This window comes from Streptomyces sp. NRRL S-340 (assembly GCF_000720185.1).
Taxonomy (GTDB): Bacteria; Actinomycetota; Actinomycetes; order Streptomycetales; family Streptomycetaceae; genus Streptomyces.
Window position 1 is genome coordinate 308,596 of the sequence record NZ_JOIY01000004.1, and the last position, 13,853, is coordinate 322,448.

Annotated in this window: 10 protein-coding genes and 3 pseudogenes; 1 reads left to right on the forward strand and 12 read right to left on the reverse strand. The window is 70.4% G+C overall.

Going from position 1 to position 13,853, the window contains the following annotated elements; translation table 11 throughout:
* Positions 1–252 precede the first annotated feature (252 nt).
* The 3 genes from IG64_RS04595 to IG64_RS04605 all read right to left on the reverse strand — a co-directional run bounded on the left by IG64_RS04595 (position 253) and on the right by IG64_RS04605 (position 2,366).
* Complete coding sequence (locus tag IG64_RS04595) at positions 253–1,116, reverse strand: immunity 49 family protein (RefSeq protein ID WP_037852159.1); 864 nt, start codon at positions 1,114–1,116, stop codon at positions 253–255.
* Positions 1,013–1,879: a hypothetical protein gene (locus tag IG64_RS04600; protein WP_037852161.1), complete on the reverse strand. Its 867-nt coding sequence runs from the start codon at positions 1,877–1,879 to the stop codon at positions 1,013–1,015. The genes IG64_RS04595 and IG64_RS04600 overlap by 104 nt, the downstream gene beginning before the upstream one ends.
* 292 nt (positions 1,880–2,171) lie before the next feature.
* Positions 2,172–2,366: a membrane protein gene (locus IG64_RS04605; RefSeq protein ID WP_037852162.1), complete on the reverse strand. Its 195-nt coding sequence runs from the start codon at positions 2,364–2,366 to the stop codon at positions 2,172–2,174.
* Positions 2,367–2,552: 186 nt separating this feature from the next.
* Between IG64_RS04605 and IG64_RS04610 the strand changes: the two genes are divergently transcribed.
* Entirely contained in the window at positions 2,553–4,688 is a 2,136-nt protein-coding gene (locus IG64_RS04610) for a S9 family peptidase (protein WP_037852164.1), read from the forward strand.
* Between the two features lie 163 nt (positions 4,689–4,851).
* Here IG64_RS04610 and IG64_RS04615 read toward each other — a convergent pair.
* From IG64_RS04615 to IG64_RS04655, 9 genes and pseudogenes are all read right to left on the reverse strand, one after another.
* Positions 4,852–5,639: pseudogene (locus IG64_RS04615) on the reverse strand (oligopeptide/dipeptide ABC transporter ATP-binding protein).
* Positions 5,632–6,443 (reverse strand): annotated as a pseudogene (locus tag IG64_RS04620) (ABC transporter ATP-binding protein). Before IG64_RS04620 ends, IG64_RS04615 begins: the two co-directional pseudogenes overlap by 8 nt.
* Before the next feature lie 7 nt (positions 6,444–6,450).
* Complete coding sequence (locus IG64_RS04625; RefSeq protein ID WP_037852166.1) at positions 6,451–7,446, reverse strand: ABC transporter permease; 996 nt, start codon at positions 7,444–7,446, stop codon at positions 6,451–6,453.
* A complete protein-coding gene (locus tag IG64_RS04630; protein WP_037852168.1) occupies positions 7,439–8,362 on the reverse strand; it encodes an ABC transporter permease in 924 nt (307 codons plus the stop codon). The genes IG64_RS04625 and IG64_RS04630 overlap by 8 nt, the downstream gene beginning before the upstream one ends.
* Before the next feature lie 6 nt (positions 8,363–8,368).
* Positions 8,369–9,991, reverse strand: coding sequence for a peptide ABC transporter substrate-binding protein (locus IG64_RS04635; protein WP_037852170.1), 1,623 nt, complete (start codon positions 9,989–9,991; stop codon positions 8,369–8,371).
* Between the two features lie 202 nt (positions 9,992–10,193).
* A pseudogene (locus IG64_RS04640) lies at positions 10,194–11,107 on the reverse strand (ABC transporter ATP-binding protein).
* Positions 11,100–11,957 carry an ABC transporter ATP-binding protein gene (locus IG64_RS04645; RefSeq protein ID WP_234438387.1) on the reverse strand — a complete coding sequence of 286 codons (858 nt, stop codon included), beginning with the start codon at positions 11,955–11,957 and terminating at the stop codon, positions 11,100–11,102. The pseudogene IG64_RS04640 and the gene IG64_RS04645 overlap by 8 nt, the downstream one beginning before the upstream one ends.
* A 20-nt stretch (positions 11,958–11,977) precedes the next feature.
* Positions 11,978–12,925: an ABC transporter permease gene (locus IG64_RS04650; protein WP_037852175.1), complete on the reverse strand. Its 948-nt coding sequence runs from the start codon at positions 12,923–12,925 to the stop codon at positions 11,978–11,980.
* The gene (locus IG64_RS04655) at positions 12,918–13,850 is read right to left on the reverse strand and encodes an ABC transporter permease (RefSeq protein ID WP_037852178.1); all 933 of its coding nucleotides are present in this window, start codon (positions 13,848–13,850) and stop codon (positions 12,918–12,920) included. Before IG64_RS04655 ends, IG64_RS04650 begins: the two co-directional genes overlap by 8 nt.
* Positions 13,851–13,853 lie beyond the last annotated feature (3 nt).

Sequence of the window (13,853 nt, forward strand, 5' to 3'; positions counted from 1 at the left end):
CGGCCTCTTGGTCGTACCAAGAGGGGGAGTGCCCCCGGGCTTGGGCGGCAAGACCGAGTCGCTGACGTTCACGGACGGTACGGCGGTGGGGGCTCCGAGGGCGTGCTTTCAACGGTCGCCCGACTTCCGGTCTGAGGCAGCCCCGCATCCTTGGGTTGCGGTATGGCACCACGGACTTCGTCCCGTACGCGTCCGGAGCATGACGGCGCGGGGCTCGTCCGGCCGAACGGCGAGCCGCACGCGGCCGGCCTCTCAGGTCGGGAACTCCCCCAGCCAGTCGTGCTGCAGCAGGTGCCTGGGCAGGTACTCGGACTCGACGCCGATGGGCATCTTGCCGTCGTAGGCCAGGGAGGCGATGGCCAGCGGACCGAGAGCGATGCTGCCGTCGATGTCGCGGGCCCGGTCCTCGTTCAGCGTCCAGTACATCTGGTGCAGCTTGAGGGCGTCCACCAGAGCGGGCGTGAAGCCCTCCTCGTCCCTGCGGACGAAGTGGTAGAAGAGGTTGATCGGCGGATACAGGATGCCCTGGAGCAGGTCGCGGGGAGCGATCGTGGCCACCGCCGGGTCCGACGCCTCGAAGGTGGCGGTCAGCTTCTCCACCAGACCGGGGCGCCGCAGCCAGTACGTCTGCAACGTGTCCACCCAGTGGTAGACGTACTCGTCGTACTGCCCCTCGGGCGACCGCAGCCGCTCCAACGGGATCTCACACAACTCCGTCATCCGCTGCCGCTCACGGCAGATGACGGCCAGCCAGAAAGCGGTGAGCCAGTTGCCCGCGTCCGCGGTGGACAGCGGACCGACAGCAGGAAGGCTCCGCACCTTCCTGTCGATCCGGCACTCGACCGTCCCCTCGCTCGCCCCGGTCACCGCGAACAGCGCGGAACCCAGCTGCATGGCGGTGACCGCCGCTTCCCACGTCTCCACCGCCGCCGCCGACGGGTCGGTCACACAGCGGGCGGACAGCAGCAGCAGACTCGCGCTGAACGTCGAATCGATCAGCTCGGAGGAGCTTTCAAGATCTTCGACCTTCTCCGCCAAGTGCCCGCTCAGACGCTCCGAGTACCGCTCCGCCTCCGGCCCGTCCGCCAGCCCGTGCCGGGAAATATGTACGGTCACGAGAGAGTCCCCTTGCTGATGTCGAACCGTCGGTATTGATAGCCGCTGTAAATTCCAGCGTTCCTTTCTCAGGCGCGATGCCCGTCAGCAGCTGTCCCAGGCCCTTCCAGGCCTGTCCGGCCGTGTCCCAGCCGTCCACGCCCACGAGGGTGCCCAGGCCGCGGATGGTGCCCCAGACGCCGTCGACGAAGAAGCCCTTGACGAAGTTCCAGGCGTGCTGGTCGATCCGGTACCAGGGGGTCTCCTCGTCGACCGGGTCGCCCCACGGCAGGCCCTGCGCCTGGTCGAGGTCCTCGGCCCGGTAGCCGTACATGCCCTTCTCGTGCGAACCGTCGTCCACCGTCAGCGGATCGCCGCCGACGAGTTTGACGATCTTGGCGTGGCAGTCGCGTTCGGCGGCCTGGAAGGCGGCCCAGGCGGCGTCGACCTGCGAGCGGCGGTCGTTGTTCTCCTCGACCTTGTCGCCGTCCTCCCGCCAGTCGTCGTCGTGCGCGACCGACGCACGGAAGGCGCGGGCCTCCTGGCGCAGCCGGTCCAGTGTGGCCACCAGCGGCCGTACCTCGTCCGCGTACGCGGCCAGGGCGCTCGCGACGGTCCCCAGCTCGTCGCAGAGTTCGTCGCCCGCCGCGGCCACCGGCTTCGTCGTGGCGAACAGCTTCTCCGCCTCGGGGGCCTTGCAGTACGCCGACAGGGAGTTGAAGGTGCTGTCGATGCGCGCGCCCGCGTCCCACAGGGCCGTCGCGTCCGTGCCGATGGCCGACACGTCCGCTCACGCTCCGCCGCCCCACGCAGATACGTTTCGTCGGCTCCTCCGCCGCGCAGCACGGCGCCAGAGCCGCCGGGCGCGAAAGGAAGGACCGATCGATCATTTGTATCAAGGGGATCCCGGACGGCCTCAACCCGAATCAGGCCGGACCGTCCGCGTCGCGCCGGATGCCCAGGGACGGCGGGAAGCCTGCGGCCTCGCCGCCCCCCGCCTCTCCGGGAGAAGACGACGGCGGGACGCCGGGGTCCGGCGGAGCCCGCTCAGTCCGCCCGGAGCCGCCCGGCCGGCCTCAGAACTTCAGGCTGCCGATCATCCCCGCCACGTTCTTGGTCAGTTCGCTGATCGTCGGGGCGACCGTCGAAGAGGCCAGGTAGAAGCCGAGGAGGACGCACACGACCGCGTGACCTCCCTTCAGCCCCGACTTCTTGATCAGCAAGAAGACGATGATCGCCAGCAGCACCACCGCCGAAATCGAGAGTGCCACGGCGGCTCACCTCCAAAGATCCCAGGACGCGGGGGGTGTCGGGGGGTCGGACTATGGGGGCAGATAAATCCACGCAACGGTCAGCAGGTTCATACCCACTATGCGCTAACGATCATAACTATCCGCACGCGCGCATCGCTCGGCGCACGGCCGCACAAGGGGGCGCATGGCCAATATGGTCTTGGTATGACGACCGAGCCTGTCTCCTTCCCCCGGCAGCACGCACGCACCCAGCGGTTCACGCTCGGCGCACCGCGCGCCTTCACCGTCGCTCCCGACGCCTCCCGTGTCGTGTTCCTGCGCTCCGACTCCGGTACGGACCGGGCCAGTTCACTGCGGGTCCTGGACCTGGCCGAACGCCGGGAGCGCGTGGCCGCGGACCCGCGTACCCTCCTCGGCGGCGCCCTGGAGAACCTCTCCTCCGAGGAACGCGCGCGCCGCGAGCGCACCCGTGAGGGCGGTGCGGGCATCGTGGGCTACGCCACCGACAACGCCGTGGAGTTGGCGTCCTTCGCCTTGTCGGGCCGGCTGTTCACGGCCGAGCTGCGGGCGGGCACGGCTCGTGAACTGCCCGTATCCGGGCCGGTGATCGACCCGCGCCCCTCTCCGGACGGACGCCACATCGCCTACGTCGCCGCCGGCGCGCTGCGGGTGGTCGGCGCCGAGGGCGACGGCGACCGGGCGCTCGCCGAGCCCGAGTCCGCCACCGTCACCTACGGCCTCGCGGAGTTCATCGCGGCCGAGGAGATGCACCGCCACCGGGGCTTTTGGTGGGCACCGCAGTCGGACCGGCTGCTCGTGGCACGTGCGGACGACGCGCCGGTGCGCCAGTGGTGGATCTCCGATCCGGCGCGGCCCGAGCGGGAACCCCGCCAGGTCCGGTACCCGGCCGCGGGAACGCCCAACGCCGACGTACGGTTGTTCGTGATCGGCCTGGACGGAGCGCGCACGGAGGTCTCCTGGGACCGGGCCCGCTACCCGTACCTGGCGAGTGTGCACTGGTCAGCGGCGGGTGCGCCGCTGCTCCTGGTGCAGGCGCGGGACCAGCGCAGCCAGCTGTACCTGGCCGTGGACGCGGACTCGGGCGCGACCCGCATGGTGCACGCGGACGAAGATCTAGATTGGCTTGATCTTTTCCCCGGTGTGCCGTGCTGGAGCCCCTCCGGACAGCTCGTGCGCCTGGCGGACGAAGGGGGCGCGCGGGTTCTGGCGGTCGGCGAACGCCCGTTGACCGGAGCGCAGTTGCACGTCCGGGCGGTACTCGACGTCGCCGAGGGCGATGTCCTCGTCTCCGCCTCCGCCGGTGCGGAGGCCACCGCCGCGGAGATCGGCGAGACGCACGTGTACCGGGTCAACGAGCTGGGCGTGGAGCGCGTCAGCCAGGAGCCCGGCGTGCACACGGCGGTGCGTGCGGGCGAGGTGACCGTGCTGGTGTCGGCGACCCTGGACCGGCCGGGGTCGCGGGTGCGGGTGCTGCGGGCCGGCGAGGAGGTGGCGTTCATCGCCTCGCACGCCGAGGTGCCCGGCATCACCCCGCGCGTGACTCTCACCGAGGGGGGCGCACGCCGAATTCCGTGCGCCGTGCTTATGCCTACGGACTACCCCCGTGACACAGCCACCGCCGCCCCACTGCCCGTCCTCCTCGACCCCTACGGCGGCCCGCACGGTCCCCGGGTGATGGCCGCCCACAACGCGTACCTCACCTCCCAGTGGTTCGCCGACCAGGGCTTCGCGGTGGTCGTCGCAGACGGCCGCGGCACCCCGGGCCGCTCCCCCGCCTGGGAGAAGGCGATCCACCACGACTTCACCGCCACCCTGGACGACCAGATCGAGGCGCTCCAGGACCTCGCCAAGACCCATCCGCTCGACCTCAGCCGGGTGGCGATCCGCGGCTGGTCCTACGGCGGTTACCTCTCCGCCCTCGCCGTGCTGCGCCGCCCGGACGTCTTCCACGCGGGCATCGCCGGCGCCCCGGTCACCGACTGGCGCCTCTACGACACCCACTACACCGAGCGGTACCTGGGCGACCCGGCCGCGGACCCGGGGCCGTACGAGCGGTCCTCGCTCGTCACCGAGGACGGCGCCCTGTCCGCGCCCGCCGCGCCGCACCGCCCGCTGATGATCGTGCACGGCCTGGCCGACGACAACGTGGTGGTCGCGCACGCCCTGCGGCTCTCCTCCGCGCTGCTCGCCGCCGGCCGGCCGCACGAGGTGCTGCCGCTGTCGGGGGTCACCCACATGACCCCGCAGGAACAGGTCGCGGAGAACCTGCTGCTGCTCCAGGTGGACTTCCTCAAGCGGTCGCTCGGCCTCGGCGGCTGAGCCGGCACGGCGAGGGGCCGGACACGCCGGCGGGCCGGGCGCACCGCTCCCCCGCAAGGGGGGGGCGGGACGCACCCGGCCCGCGAACGGCACCCGCACGGCCGTACCGCCTCATCCTGCCGTCCGCGCGTATCGGCCCCGTTTCCGCGGCGTTGCCCGCGTGTCACCGCACGGTCTGCCGCTCCGCCGCGAAGTGGCAGGCCGAGTCGTGGGCGGCCGGGCCGGGCGTGTGGCGGAACTCGGCGGGGACGGCCAGCAGCGGTACCTCCCGCGCGCAGCGCTCGCGGGCCTTGAAGCAGCGGGTGCGGAATCGGCAGCCCGAGGGGATGTCCGCCGGGGACGGCACGTCACCGGTGAGGATGATCCGCTCGCGCCGCTCGCGGGCCTCCGGGTCCGGCACCGGGACCGCCGACAGCAGCGCCTGCGTGTACGGGTGCGTCGCGTGGTCGTAGATCTGCTCGTCCGTGCCGGTCTCCACGATCCGGCCCAGATACATGACCGCGACCCGGTCGGAGATGTGCCGCACGATCGACAGGTCGTGCGCGATGAAGACGTAGGAGAGGTCGAACTCCGCCTGCAGCCGCTCCATCAGGTTGATCACCTGGGCCTGCACGGAGACGTCGAGGGCGGAGACCGGCTCGTCGGCGACGATGACCTCCGGGCGCAGGGCGAGGCCGCGGGCGATGCCGATGCGCTGGCGCTGACCGCCGGAGAACTGGTGCGGGTAGCGGTTGATGCACTCGGGGTTGAGACCGACGACGTCCAGCAGTTCCTGCACCTTGCGGCGCCGGTCGCCCTTCGGGGCCACCTCGGGGTGGATGTCGAAGGGCTCGCCGAGAAGTCGACGCCGTCGACCGCCCTGACCGCGCCGACCTGCTTCCTGAAGAGGATGCCCCGGGTGAGCGGGTAGTGCTTGACCAGCCCGGCGACCTCCAGCAGCGGCTCAGCCATCCAGGCACTCCCTCCAGAAGTGGCAGGCGGACCCGCGCTGTTCGTCCACCGGGTGGAGGGGTGGTACGTCGGTGCGGCACACGTCCCGGGCCATCGGGCAGCGCGGGTGGAAGGCGCACCCGGAGGGGATGCGTGTGAGGCCGGGCGGCAGGCCCTTGATGGCGTACAGCTCGCGGCCCTTGTGGTCCAGGCGCGGGATGGAGTCCAGCAGGCCCTTGGTGTAGGGGTGCGCGGGCGCCTTGTAGAGGTCGTGGACGGGGGCGGTCTCCACGATCCGGCCCGCGTACATCACCGCGATCCGGTCGGCGACGTCGGCCACCACGCCCAGGTCGTGGGTGATCAGGACGAGCCCCATGTCGTACTCGCGCTGCAGCTCCGCGAGCAGGTCCATCACCTGGGCCTGGACCGTCACGTCGAGGGCCGTGGTCGGCTCGTCGGCGATGATCAGGTCCGGCTCAACATCTCGCCGAGCTGGTCGCCCACGGTGAGCACGGGGTTGAGGGCGGACAGCGCGTCCTGGAAGATCATCGCGATCCCGGCGCCCCGGATCCGCCGCCGCTCGTCCTCCGGCAGCTTCAGCAGGTCCCGGCCGCGGAAGAGGATCTCGCCGCCGGTGATGCGGCCGGGCGGCATGTCGAGGATGCCCATGATCGCCTGCGCGGTCACGGACTTGCCGGAGCCGGACTCGCCGAGCACGGCGAGGGTCTGGCCCGCGTCCACCTCGTAGGTGACGCCGTTGACGGCGTGGGCGACGCCGTCGCGGGTGCGGAACTCCACGTGCAGGTCGCGGACTTGGAGCAGCATCGCGCCGTCACCTCAGCTTGGGGTCGAGGGCGTCGCGGACCGCGTCGCCGAGCATGATGAAGGCCAGCACGGTGACGGCCAGGGCGCCGGCGGGCCACAGCAGCGCGTGCGGGGCGTTGCGGACGTAGGGCGAGGCGGCGGAGATCTGGATGCCCCAGGAGACGCTCGGCGGTTTCAGTCCGACCCCCAGGTAGGACAGGGTGGCCTCCAGGGCGATGTACGTGCCGAGGGCGATGGTGGCGACCACGATCACGGGGGCGACGGCGTTGGGCGCGATGTGGCGCAGCAGGATCCGGCTGTCGGAGGCGCCGAGGGCGCGGGCGGCCTGCACGTAGTCGTGCTGCTTGGCGGTGATGACGGAGCCGCGGGCGATGCGGTAGATCTGCGGCCAGCCGAGCAGCACGATGAACCCGACGACGGGCCAGACGGTGTTGCTGGTGACCACGGACAGCAGGACCAGGCCGCCGAGGACGACGGGGATGGCGAAGAAGATGTCGGTGACGCGGGAGAGGACCGCGTCCCAGGCCCCGCCGAAGTAACCGCCGAGGGCGCCGAGGACGGAGCCGAGGACGGCGACGCCGAGGGTGGCGCAGACCCCGACGGTGACGGAGGCCCGGGCGCCGTGCACGGTGCGGGTGTACACGTCGCAGCCCTGGCCGTCGAATCCGAAGGGGTGGCCGGGCGAGGAGCCGTCCTGGGCCCGGGCCAGGTCGCAGGACAGGGGGTTGCCGGGGGCGATCAGGGAGGGCCGGATCGCGATGACGATCAGGAAGCAGATCACCAGTGCGGAGAGCAGGAAGACGGGGTTGCGGCGCAGGTCGCGCCAGGCGTCGGACCACAGCGAGCGGGGCCGCTCCCCCGGGCCCGCGCCGTCGGCCGCCCCGCCCGGCGCCGGTGCCAGGGTGGTCGCCTCGCTCGCCGCGAGGTCCATCCCGCCGCCCATCCCGGTCCCCGCGACGGCGCCCTCGGGTTCGTGCGGCTGCGGCGGCTGCTGCTCAGGCATAGCGGATCCTCGGGTCGAGTACGGCGTACAGCAGGTCCACCAGCAGGTTGGCGACGAGGAAGACCAGCACGAGGACGGTGACGAAGCCGACGACGGTCTGCGTGTTCTGCCGCAGGATGCCCTGGTAGAGCTGGTAGCCCACGCCGTGGATGTTGAAGATGCGCTCGGTGACGATGGCGCCGCCCATCAGCGCGCCGATGTCGGTGCCGATGAAGGTGACCACGGGGATGAGGGAGTTGCGCAGCAGGTGCCGTACGACGACGCGGCGGCGCGGCAGGCCCTTGGCGACGGCGGTGCGGACGTAGTCGGCGCGCCGGTTCTCGGCGATGGAGGTGCGGGTCAGCCGGGTGACGTAGGCGAGGGAGACGGAGGCGAGGACCAGGCCGGGCACGATCAGTTCGTCGAAGGAGGCCTCCGGCGGGACGGACGGCCGGATCCAGCCCCAGGTGACGCCCAGCAGCAGTTGCAGCAGCAGACCGGTGACGAAGGTGGGCACGGAGATGACGACGAGGGTGAGCAGCAGGACGGTGGTGTCCACGGGCCGGCCGCGCCGCAGCCCGGTCACCACGCCCAGGGTGATGCCGATGACGATCTCCAGGACGATCGCGACGACGGTGAGCCGGATGGTCACCGGGAAGGCGGCGCCCATCAGTTCGGTGACGGGCTGGCCGTTGAAGGCGGTGCCGAAGTCGCCGGTGAAGACGTTGGCCATGTAGGTCGCGTACTGCTGCCACAGCGGCTTGTCGAGGCCGAACTCCCGCTTGAGCTGGGCGGCGGTGGCGGTGTCGCAGGCACGTTCGCCGCACAGCCCGGCGACGGGGTCGCCCATCACGTTGACCATGACGAAGATGAGCAGGGTGGCCCCGACGAAGACGGGGATCATCTGGAGCAGGCGTCTGACGACGTAGCGTCCCATGGCGGGTCAGCCGACCTTGATCTCGTTGTAGACGGGCACGCTGAACGGATTGAGGGCCACGTGGTGCAGCCGCTCCGAGTAGCCGGCGCTGCCGTTCTGGTACCAGAGCGGGATGGCCGCCATGTTGTCGCGGACGACGCCCTCGGCCTGCTGGAAGAGCCGGATGGCCTGGGCCTTGCCGGTCTCGGCGTTGGCCCGGTCGACGAGGCGGTCGAACTGCTGGTTCGACCACGTGCCGTCGTTGGAGGAGGCGTCGGTGTAGTACAGCGGCTGGAGGAAGTTCTGGATGAGCGGGTAGTCCATCTGCCAGCCGGCCCGGAAGGGGCCCGGCATGCGGTGCCGGGAGATCTGGTTGCGGAAGTCGGCGAAGGTGCCGACCGGGTTGCCGACGCACGCGCGGTCGTTGCCGAGCGCGTTGTTGATGGAGTTGCACACCGCGTCCACCCACTCCTTGTGCGAGCCCGTGTCCGCGTTGTACGTGATGCGCACCTGGCCGCCGGGCAGCCCGCCGCCCTCCTCGACCAGCCTCCTGGCCTCGGCGGGGTCGTACGCGCAGGCCCTGCCGCACAGCCCGGCCTGGAAGCCGCCGTCCTTGCCGAGCACCGGTGAGGTCCAGTCGGTGGCGGGGGTGCGGGTGCCGCGGAAGAGGGTCTTGGTGATCTGCGCCCGGTTGATGGCCATGGACAGACCGGTGCGGACCTTGCGGGCGCCGTCGGTGTTCCACGCCTTGTCGTAGAACGGGAAGGCGAGGGTCTGGATGATGCCGGCCGGGGTGTTGATGTAGCGGCCGTCCAGGTCCTTGGTGACGTTCTTGAGCTGGCTGGCGGGGATGTCGTCGACCAGGTCGAGGTTGCCGGCCAGGACGTCGGTGTACGCGGTGTTGTTGTCGGTGTAGACGAGCAGGGTCACGCCCTCGTTGAGCGCCTTGTCCGGGCCCGGGTAGGCGGCCCACTTCTTCAGGTACATCTGCGCGCCCTTGGTGTAGGACTCGATGGTGTACGGGCCGTTGCCGACGGGCTTGGCGAGCCAGGCCCTGTGGTCGGTGAAGAAGGTCCGGGGCAGCGGGGCGAAGGCGGCGTAGCCGAGGGTGTCGGGGAAGGTGGAGAACTTCTGGTTGAGCCGGACGGTGAAGGTCCGCGGTCCGGTGACCTTCAGCCCGCTCAGCGTGTCGGCGCTCTGCGTGCCGCTCTGCGGATGCACCTTGTCGTAGCCGTCGATGTAGCCGAAGAAGTACGCGTTCTTCTGGTTGTTCTTCAGGCTCGCGCCGTAGTTCCAGGCGTCGACGAAGGACTTCGCCGTGACGGGTTCGCCGTTGCTGAACGTCCAGCCGGACCTGACGGTGACCGTGTAGTTCTGCGAGTCGGTGGTCTCGATCCGCTCGGCGAGCATGTTCTCGGCCTTGCCGGTGCGCGGGTTGTACCGCTTCAGTCCGCGGAAGACCATGTCGAGGACCTTGCCGCCCTGCACCTCGTTGGTGTTGGCGGGCTCCAGCGGGTTCTGGGGGTCGCCCCAGGAGGAGCTGAGGACGCCGGCCCCGGCACCCGTCGTGCTGCCGCACCCCGCGGCCAGCGGCAGCGCGGCCGCCGCCAGCGCCGCACCGGCCCACCGCACGCGGGTGCCTGCACGCATGGGCGCCTCCTCGGGTGCGGGACAGGGCACGGTCCGGCCGACGGCTTGACACCCATATCAGCACATAAGCCGCATATATCCCGTACGCCTCACCGAGGACGGCCCGGCTCCAGCCGGATGCACGTCCGCCGCGGTCCGTGAACGCCGATGCCCGGCACCCTGGTGGGGGTGCCGGGCATCGGCGGTGGTGCCGCGGTGGGGACTACGCCGCGTGGACGATGTCCTTCTCCTCGGCGAAGTGGCAGGCCGACTCGTGGGCCGCCGGGGAGTCCGAGGCCTTGAAGCGCTCGGGGATCGCCAGCAGCGGGACCTCCTCGGCGCACTTGTCCTGTGCCTTCCAGCAGCGGGTGCGGAAGCGGCAGCCCGAGGGCGGGTTGGCCGGGGACGGCACGTCGCCGGTGAGGATGATCCGCTCGCGGTGCTCACGGGCGTCCGGGTCCGGCACCGGCACCGCCGACAGCAGCGCCTGCGTGTAGGGGTGCGTCGGGTGGTCGTAGATCTGCTCGTCCGTGCCGATCTCGGCGATCTTGCCCAGGTACATCACGCCCACGCGGTCCGAGATGTGCCGGACGATCGACAGGTCGTGCGCGATGAAGATGTACGACAGGTTGAACTCGTCCTGCAGCCGCTCCATCAGGTTGATGACCTGCGCCTGCACCGACACGTCGAGCGCGGACACCGGCTCGTCGCAGATGATCACCTCGGGGTTGAGCGCGAGGCCGCGGGCGATGCCGATGCGCTGGCGCTGACCGCCGGAGAACTGGTGCGGGTAGCGGTTGATGTACTCGGGGTTGAGACCGACGACGTCCAGCAGTTCCTGCACCTTGCGGCGCCGGTCGCCCTTCGGGGCCACCTCGGGGTGGATGTCGAAGGGCTCGCCGAGAAGGAGACGCCGTCGACGGCCTTGACCGCGCCGACCTGCTTCTTGAACAGGATGCCCTGGGTGAGCGGGAAGTGCTTCACCAGGTCGCGCACCTGGAGGATCGGCTCACCGCGCTGGACGGGCGCCTCGATGGCGTCGACCGCCTCGTCTTCGGTGCCCGCCTTGACGACGTCCACCTCGGAGACGTTCGGCGTGGCGTCCTGCTGCTCGCCGTTCTTGCTCAGCTCAGCCATGGATCGTCTCCTTCCAGAAGTGGCACGCCGAGGCGCGGCCCGGCAGCTCGCCGCCGTCGCGCTCGGTGACCGCCAGCAGCTCCGGGATCTCCGTACGGCAGATGTCCTGAGCCTTGGGGCAGCGCGGGTTGAAGGCGCAGCCGGTCGGTACGCGCAGCAGGTTGGGCGGCAGGCCCTTGATCGCGTACAGCTCCTGGCCCTTCTGGTCCAGGCGCGGGATCGAGTCCAGCAGACCCCGGGTGTACGGGTGCGCCGGGCGCTTGTACAGCTCGTGCACGGGCGCCTGCTCCACGATGCGGCCCGCGTACATCACCGCGATCTTGTCCGCGACGTCGGCGACGACGCCGAGGTCGTGGGTGATCAGGATCAGGCCCATGTTGTACTCGCGCTGCAGCTCCGCGAGCAGGTCCATCACCTGGGCCTGGACCGTCACGTCGAGGGCCGTGGTCGGCTCGTCGGCGATGATCAGGTCCGGCTCCAGCACCGGGTTCAGCGAGGAGAGCGCGTCCTGGAAGATCATCGCGATCCGGCGGCCGCGGATCTTGCGGCGCTCCTCGGCGGACATGGTCAGCATGTCCTGCCCGCGGAAGCGGATCTCGCCCTGGGGGATCTTCGCCGGCGGCATGTCCAGGATGCCCATGATCGCCTGCGCGGTCACGGACTTGCCGGAGCCGGACTCGCCGAGCACGGCGAGCGTCTCACCGGCGCTCACGCTGTAGTTGACGCCGTTGACGGCCCGCACGACGCCCTCGCGGGTGTGGAACTCGACGTGCAGGTCGCGCACGTCGAGCAGTGGCCCGCCGTCCGCCCCGCCGTCGCGGGGCGACGGCACGGGGGTGACTTCTTCGATGGTGGTCACGTACGCCTCCCTCAGCGTGTCTTCGGGTCGAGGGCGTTGCGGACGGCCTCACCGAGCATGATGAACGCCAGCACCGTGATGCTGAGCATGATCGACGGATAGAGCATGATCCACTGGGCCACGCGGATCGAGTTGCCGCCGTCGGAGATGTCGTTGCCCCACGAGGCGCCGTTCAGGCCGAGGCCGAGGAACGACAGTGTGGCCTCGGCACCGATGTAGACACCGAGCGAGATGGTGGCGACGACGATCACCGGCGCCACCGCGTTGGGCAGCACGTGGCGGAAGAGGATGCGGTTGGTCCCGGCGCCGAGCGCCTTGGCGGCCTGCACGTAGTCCGTGGACTTGACGGTGATGACCGCACCGCGCATGACACGGGCCGTCTGCGTCCAGCCGAGGAAGGCCAGCGCCAGGATGATGACCGGGATCGTCCGGTCGGTGAAGGCGTTCAGCAGGACCAGCGCGCCGAGCAGGAACGGGATGCCCATGAACATGTCGGTCACCCGGGACAGCACCGCGTCGACCCAGCCGCCGAAGTAACCGGCGACCATGCCGATCAGGCCGCCGAGCAGGGTCACCGCGAGGGTGGTCCCGCCGCCGACCAGCAGCGAGGCGCGGGCGCCGTAGATGGCGCGGACGTACACGCTGCGGCCCTGGGCGTCGTAGCCCAGCCAGTCGACCGAGAAGACCTTCCCGTACTGCGGGTGCGCCAGGTAGTGCCCGGCCAGGTCCTTGTTGTTCGGGTCGCCGCCGGTGAACAGGCCGGGCCAGGCGGCCATCAGCAGCAGGAGGAGGATGAGGAGCGCCGAGACGATGAACACCCAGTTGGTGCGCAGGTCCTGCCAGGCGTCGCCCCACAGGCTGCGGGTCTTCTCCGCCTTGGGCTGCGGCAGTTCGGCGCCCGCGGCGGCGGTCGCGGCGGCGCTGGGCGCTTCGTCAGCGGAAGTGGTCAGCTCAGGCATAACGGATCCTCGGGTCCAGGACCGCGTAGAGCAGGTCGACGATCAGGCTGCAGAAGAGGTACACGAGGACCAGGATGGTGACGAGGCCGACGAGTGTGGTGCCCTCTCGCCGCACGATCGAGTCGTAGATCGTGCCGCCCACGCCGTGGATGTTGAAGATGCCCTCCGTGACGATCGCGCCGCCCATCAGGGCACCGAGGTCGGTGCCGAGGAAGGTGACGACCGGGATGAGCGAGTTGCGCATCAGGTGCACACCGATCACCCGGCGCTTGGGCAGGCCCTTGGCGATGGCCGTGCGCATGTAGTCGGCGCGCAGGTTCTCGGCGACCGAGGTCCGGCTGAGCCGGGCCACGTAGGCGAGCGACGCGCTGGCCAGCACGATGGCGGGCAGGATGAACTGGTTGAGGTCGGTGTCGTCGGTGACGGACGGCTCCAGCCAGCCCAGGTTGATCGCGAAGACCGTCTGCAGGATGTAGCCGAGCACGAAGACCGGCACCGAGATCAGCAGCAGCGTCACGAAGAGGATGACGGTGTCGGCGGCCTTGCCCGCGCGCATGCCGGCGATGACGCCGAGCACGATGCCGACGACGGCCTCGATGGCGAAGGCGAGACCGGCGAGCCGCAGCGTCACCGGGAAGGCCTCACCGAGGATGTCGGTGACCGGGCGGCCACTGGCGATCTGGTCGCCGAAGTCGAAGTGCAGGATGATGCCCCGCATGTAGTCCCAGTACTGGACCAGGACCGGCTTGTCGAGGCCGTACTGGTGCCGCAGCGAGTTGATCACCTGCGGCGTGGTGGCCTTGTCCCCGAAGAGCCCGCGCACGGGGTCGCCGGGCAGAGCGTAGACCATCAGGAAGATCAGCAGGGTTGTCCCGATGAAGACCGGGATCATCTGGAGCAGTCGTCGTGCGACATAGCGCCCCATGGT

Bases quoted from the DNA above. Each gene is read 5' to 3' on its own strand.
- IG64_RS04610 (WP_037852164.1), top strand. From the start codon at position 2,553: ATGACGACCGAGCCTGTCTCCTTCCCCCGGCAGCACGCACGCACCCAG.
- IG64_RS04625 (WP_037852166.1), bottom strand. From the start codon at position 7,446: ATGCCTGAGCAGCAGCCGCCGCAGCCGCACGAACCCGAGGGCGCCGTC.
- IG64_RS04630 (WP_037852168.1), bottom strand. From the start codon at position 8,362: ATGGGACGCTACGTCGTCAGACGCCTGCTCCAGATGATCCCCGTCTTC.
- IG64_RS04635 (WP_037852170.1), bottom strand. From the start codon at position 9,991: ATGCGTGCAGGCACCCGCGTGCGGTGGGCCGGTGCGGCGCTGGCGGCG.
- IG64_RS04650 (WP_037852175.1), bottom strand. From the start codon at position 12,925: ATGCCTGAGCTGACCACTTCCGCTGACGAAGCGCCCAGCGCCGCCGCG.
- IG64_RS04655 (WP_037852178.1), bottom strand. From the start codon at position 13,850: ATGGGGCGCTATGTCGCACGACGACTGCTCCAGATGATCCCGGTCTTC.